This is a genomic window from Gemmatimonas sp., from assembly GCF_044345575.1.
GTDB lineage: Bacteria > Gemmatimonadota > Gemmatimonadetes > Gemmatimonadales > Gemmatimonadaceae > Gemmatimonas.
In genome coordinates, this window is the sequence record NZ_JBIJAW010000213.1 from 1 (window position 1) to 5,706 (window position 5,706).

Here is a 5,706-nt window from a genome sequence, read left to right on the forward strand (position 1 = left end):
GCGCTCGACGAGGACGCGCTCGTGAGCATCCTCAAGGAGCCGAAGAACGCGCTGACCAAGCAGTATCAGCGCCTCTTCGACCTTGAAGACGTGAAGATCACCTTCGAGGAAAGCGCGCTGCGCGCGGTGGCCGCCAAGGCCCTCAAGCGCGGCACGGGCGCGCGCGGCCTGCGCGCCATTCTCGAAGAAACACTCCTCGACACCATGTTCGAACTGCCCACGCGCGACGATGTCACGGAGGTGCGGGTCACCGAGAACGCCGTGGCCAACGGCGCCCCGCCTCTCCTCGAAATCGCGCCCAAGCGGCAGAAGAAGGAAGCCTGAGCACGCAACGCACTTCGAGGACCGGCGGCCGCAAGCTGCCGGTCCTTCCACTTCGGGACGTGGTCTTGTTCCCCCACGTCGCCATGCCGCTCCTCATTGGCCGCGACGCCTCGTTGGCAGCGGTTACCGCAGCGCTCGACGGCAATCGCGAGTTGCTGCTCGTCACGCAGCGCAATGCCGACGTGAACATCCCCACCGGGAGCGATCTCTATCGCATCGGGGTGCGCGCGCGCGTGCAGCAGGCCTCGCGCGTGGCCAACGGGACCACCCGCATCCTCGTCGACGGGCTCGAACGGGTGAAGGTGACCCGCTACGGTACGGTCAAGGCGCTCGCCCGCACGCGGGGGCTCAAGGCCGGCACCATGCTCGAGGCGCGCGTGGAGTCCATGCCACTCAAGCGTCCGCGCAGCGGAGGGGACGCGCTGCACGCCCGCGTGCGCAATGCGCTCGCGCTTTTCGAGGAATACAGCGGCCTGCAAAAGCGCCTGCCTCCCGAGGTGATCGGTCTCCTCCAGGGGCTCGACGACGAGGAACGCATCGCCTTCGGCATCGCCGCGCATCTGCAGATTCCGATCGATCAGCGGCAGGCGTTGCTGGGGGCGCCTTCGGTCAGCGACCTCGTGGCCCAGCTGGTACAGCTGCTCGGCGCCGAGCTCGAACTGCTCAAGCTCGAACGCAAGATCGACGAACAGGTCCGCGGCTCGCTCTTCCAGAACCAACGCGAGTTCTTTCTCCAGGAGCAGCTGCGCGCGATTCACAAGGAGCTCGGCCAGGAGGACGGCGACGAGTACGAGGAGTTGGGGCGGCAGATCGCCGCGCGCGGACTGCCCGAAGCCGTGGCCGCCCGCGCGCAGCGCGAATTGCGTCGACTCAAGCGTAGCTCTCCCACCAGCCCGGACGCCGCCGTCGCCCGCGGGTGGATCGACTGGGTCCTCGCGTTGCCGTGGACCGACCGCACCGACGATACGACCGATCTCGACACCGCGCGCACCGCGCTCGAGGGCGATCACTTCGGTCTCACCGAGGTGAAGGAGCGCATTCTCGATCACATCGCCGTGCTGGCGCGCGTGGGCAAGCTGCAGGGGCCCATTCTGTGCCTCGTGGGCCCGCCAGGTGTCGGCAAAACGTCACTCGGCCGCAGCATCGCCCACGCGCTGAATCGCAAGTTCGTGCGCATGGCGCTTGGTGGTGTGCGTGACGAAGCCGAAATCCGCGGACATCGCCGTACGTACATCGGCAGCATGCCGGGACGCATCCTGCAGGCCATGCGCCGCGCCGAAAGCGTGAACCCGGTCATCCTGCTCGACGAAGTGGACAAGCTGGGTGCCGATTGGCGCGGCGACCCGGCGGCGGCGCTGCTCGAAGTGCTCGACCCCGAGCAGAATCACGCCTTCAACGACCACTACCTGGAGGTGGACTACGACCTCTCACAGGTGCTGTTCGTGACCACGGCCAATTCGCTCGCAAGCATTCCCGAGGCGCTGCGCGACCGCATGGAGATCATTCGCCTGCCCGGGTATCTCGAGCAGGAGAAGCTTGCCATTGCGCGGCGCTTTCTCGTGCCGCGACAGCTTGCGGCCAACGGGGTCCCGGTGGAGCGAGTGACGCTGGCCGACGACGTGCTGCCGGCGATCATCCGCAATTACACCCGCGAAGCCGGCGTGCGAGATCTCGAACGCCGGATCGCCCGCGTATCGCGCAAGCTGGCCCGCCGCGATTGGAGTGGACGTGCCGGAGTGACCGTGACGGCGGCCCAGCTCCACGACATGCTGGGCACGGCGCCCCACACCGACGACGACTTGCAGTTGCAGGATCAGGTGGGCGTGGCGAACGGCCTCGCCTACACGAGTACCGGTGGCGAACTGCTGGAAATCGAGGTGAGCGTGCTTCCCGGCCGTGGGCGCCTGCAACTCACCGGCACGTTGGGTGACGTGATCAAGGAGTCGGCGGCAGCCGCGCTGAGCTTCGTGCGCGCGAGAGCGTCGGCGCTCGGGCTTTCTCCCGACTTCCATCGCACGCGCGACATCCATGTGCATCTGCCGGCGGGGGCCACTCCCAAGGACGGTCCGTCGGCCGGCATCGCGCTGGCCACGGCCCTCACGAGTGCGCTCACCGGCATTCCGGTGCGCGGCGACGTCGCCATGACCGGTGAGATCACGCTCCGTGGACGCGTGTTGCCCATCGGTGGCGTGCGCGAAAAGGGGGTAGCGGCACATCGCCATCACATCAAGCATGTCATCGTGCCGGCCGGCAACGCGAAGGACTTGAGCGAACTCCCTGAGGAAGTACGGGAGAGCGTCACGTGGCATCAGGTGAAGACGATGGACGAGGTGTTGACGCTGGCCCTTCGTGGCCCCGTCCCGTCGCTGCACGAGGAACGCGTGGTGATCTCGACGCAGGCCGAGGTGATCGCATGAGCGAGCAGCCTACGCCCACGTCCGCCGATCCGCTCGTCATTCGCTACCTCGAGTACCTGGGCCCGATGTCCTCGCGCGAGGGCTGGCGCCCCGACCCGACGCACCCGGAGATCGCCTTCGTGGGGCGGTCGAACGTGGGCAAATCGTCGTTGCTCAACCGCCTCATGAAGCGCAAGGCGTTTGCGCGCGTGAGCAACACGCCGGGGCGCACGCGCGAAATTCATTTCTTCGACGTGAACCGCCAGTTCGTGCTGGCCGACCTGCCCGGATACGGCTATGCGCGCATCAGCAAGGCGCGTAAGGCCGAATGGCGTCCGCTCATCGAGGGCTATCTCAAGGACAGCCCCAAGATATGGGGGGTCGTACAGCTGCTCGATGTGCGCCACGATCCCACCGACGACGACATGACCATGCTCGACTTTCTGGCCGAGCTTGGGGTACCGACCATCTTCGCGGTGACCAAGGTCGACAAGCTCGGGCGTGGTCAGGTGGCCACGCGTGTGCGCGAACTGTCCACGCAGCTCGGGCTCGACCCCGATCAGATCGTACCGTTCAGCGCGCAAACCGGTGAAGGGCGGGACGAACTCGCCTCGGCCCTCATGTCGCTGCTCGCGATGCCCGACTGGAAACTGCCGGTGACCGACGACGCCGCGGAAACGGCGGATACTGCAGAGGAGTAGGCGACCCATGCAGAGACGTTCGTGGCGAGGGCCTGTGCTCGTGCTCGCGATGGTTGCGCTCGCCGGGTGCGGCATGGCGACCCCCGTACCGGCGCAGGTGGTGCCCCCGGCCGGTCAAGCCGGCGTGAGCGGTGACACCCTCGACGCGAACTGGGTACCGGCCGGGTATGGCACGCTTCGCCAGGACGATATCGCCCTCAAGTCATCGCCGGCTAACGGGCTGCAGATTCGCGCCATTCCCTTGGACGAACGGTTCATTCGTCTGCTATCGCCCGACTCTTATCGCGCGTTGCGTGAGTTGCAGGCCAGCAAGGGCGCACAGCTGCTTGCGGTGAAGGAGCGCAACCGTCTCCCGTCGTACTCCGTGTGGTACGTGAGCTTCTTCGCGCTCGAGCAGGGCGAGACGCGTTTCTCGCCGCAGGAGTTCATCATCGCCAACACCGGGCGCGATTTCCGGCCGCTCGACATTGTGCCGCTCACGCCGGGGTTCGGTGAGTACCGCCTCAAGCAGCGCGAGGTGCAATCGGCGCTGCTGGTGTTCGATGGCCAGATCGATCTCAATCAGCCCGTGACCGCGCAGCTCGAAAGCGTGCCGAGCGTGACGGACTGGAACACGGTGCTGCAGCGGGTGGAGCGGGAACGCGCTCTGGTACGATCGCGCGCGGCCGCCAAGCGATAGCGGCCGGCAGTCCGCCCTCAAATCATCTGGGGCCTTCAGGGCACCAGCAGCACGTCTTCCACCGGGCCCGCGTCCCCGGTTCGCAGCAGGTGCAGCACATACTGCAGCGCCTGATGCTCCCGCGGCCACGCTAGCCGATCCATGGCCCCGGCCGGCGTGAGCCACTCCCACGCATCGTGCTCCACCCCCAGAACGACAGGCGCATCGCCGTCGACCACCGCCGCGAATACCACCGCCAGCTGCACGCTGTCGTAGGCGTGCAGATAAAACGGGTTCACGGTGATGCTGTACAGCCGGGAAGGAGTGAGCCCCGTCTCCTCGAACACTTCGCGGCGCGCGGCGTCCTTGGGTCCTTCGCCGGCCTCGATCCGGCCGTGTACGATCTCCCACGCGCCGGTGCACCGCGTCCCCGGCGCCCGCCGCATGGCGAGTACCTGCCACCGGTCGGCGCTCCCTTCGGGCGCGGGGGCCAGCACCACCACGTCCACCACGCGCACGTCGATGCGCGTGCGACTCGAATCACGTTCGTCGAAAACCATGGGCGAATGCTAGACGCTTGGCTTCCCCGCAGCGAGCGGGGTGACGAACTTTCGGGCGATGACCACCTCCGCTGAATTCCGCGCGCGCGCCAAATCGTGCCGTGCGGCCGGTGGCCTCGTGCCGGTGTGGCGCGACTGCCTGCTCGACCTCTGCACGCCGGTATCCGCCTACGCCAAGCTGCGTCGCGGGCCGTTCGCGTTTCTGCTCGAGTCGGCCGTGACGCGCGGGCAGGCGTGGTCGCGCTACACGTACCTCGGCACCGAACCGCGTGGGGCGTGGCGGCTCAAGGATGGTGTGGTCGAAGACTGGACCGCAGAGCGCGGCTGGTACGGCGCGCGCACTCCGGCGGATCCCATCGCCGACCTGCGCGACCTCGTGCGGGGTATGAATCCGGTGGACGCCCCCGAGCTCGACGCGCTCTGGGGCGGCGCGTTCGGCTTCTTCAGCTACGACACCGTCCGGCATATCGAGCACCTGCCGGACGCACCGCCGCGCGTGCTCGATTATCCCGACGCGTGCTTCGTGTTCACCGACACGCTGGTGGTCATCGACAACTGGCGCGGTCAGGCGCGCGTGATCGCCTCGGTACCGGTACCCGCGGGCGCAAACGATGACGTGCTTGGCGCCCTGTTCGCTCGCGCCGATGCCAGCCTCGACGACACCATCGCGCGCTTGCAGGGCCCCGAGGTGCTGCCGCCGTTGCAGTTGCATCACGATGCCGCGCCCGCGGTGGCCCGCTCCACCTACGAACGTGACGCGTTTCTGCATGACGTGGCGCGCATCAAGGAGTACATCCTCGCCGGCGATGTCTTTCAGGCGCTGCTGGCGCGTCGCATGGAAACGCCGCTCGATTTCGACACAACCACGCTTTATCGCACACTCCGCGCGCTCAACCCGAGCCCGTACATGTTTCACCTCCAGCTCGACGGACTCGAGCTGGTAGGCAGCTCGCCCGAAATGATGCTGCGTGTGGCCGATGGCAAGCTGACGGTGCGTCCCATCGCCGGCACGCGCCCCCGCGGGCGTACCGAGGCTGAAGATCAGGCGCTGGCCGATGAGCTCATCA

5 protein-coding genes and 1 pseudogene are annotated in these 5,706 nt (G+C 67.3%); 5 read left to right on the top strand and 1 reads right to left on the bottom strand.

Annotated features, from left to right (window positions below; translation table 11 throughout):
• The 4 genes and pseudogenes from ACIQ6O_RS11850 to ACIQ6O_RS11865 form a co-directional block, all read left to right on the top strand.
• Positions 1-324 (top strand): annotated as a pseudogene (locus tag ACIQ6O_RS11850) (ATP-dependent Clp protease ATP-binding subunit ClpX); the annotation flags it as partial.
• A complete protein-coding gene (gene lon, locus ACIQ6O_RS11855; RefSeq protein ID WP_396208003.1) occupies positions 321-2,741 on the top strand; it encodes an endopeptidase La in 2,421 nt (806 codons plus the stop codon). The pseudogene ACIQ6O_RS11850 and the gene lon, both read left to right, overlap by 4 nt.
• Positions 2,738-3,421 (top strand): ribosome biogenesis GTP-binding protein YihA/YsxC, encoded by a 684-nt coding sequence (gene yihA, locus ACIQ6O_RS11860; protein WP_396207999.1) that lies wholly within the window; start codon positions 2,738-2,740, stop codon positions 3,419-3,421. Before lon ends, yihA begins: the two co-directional genes overlap by 4 nt.
• 7 nt (positions 3,422-3,428) lie before the next feature.
• Positions 3,429-4,100 (top strand): hypothetical protein, encoded by a 672-nt coding sequence (locus ACIQ6O_RS11865; RefSeq protein WP_396208000.1) that lies wholly within the window; start codon positions 3,429-3,431, stop codon positions 4,098-4,100.
• A 35-nt stretch (positions 4,101-4,135) separates the two neighbouring features.
• Here the strand turns inward: ACIQ6O_RS11865 and ACIQ6O_RS11870 are convergent, their stop codons facing one another.
• A complete protein-coding gene (locus tag ACIQ6O_RS11870; protein WP_396208001.1) occupies positions 4,136-4,639 on the bottom strand; it encodes an NUDIX domain-containing protein in 504 nt (167 codons plus the stop codon).
• A 58-nt stretch (positions 4,640-4,697) separates the two neighbouring features.
• Here ACIQ6O_RS11870 and ACIQ6O_RS11875 point away from each other — a divergent pair.
• A partial coding sequence (locus ACIQ6O_RS11875) for a chorismate-binding protein (RefSeq protein WP_396208002.1) occupies positions 4,698-5,706 on the top strand: 1,009 nt, incomplete at its 3' end.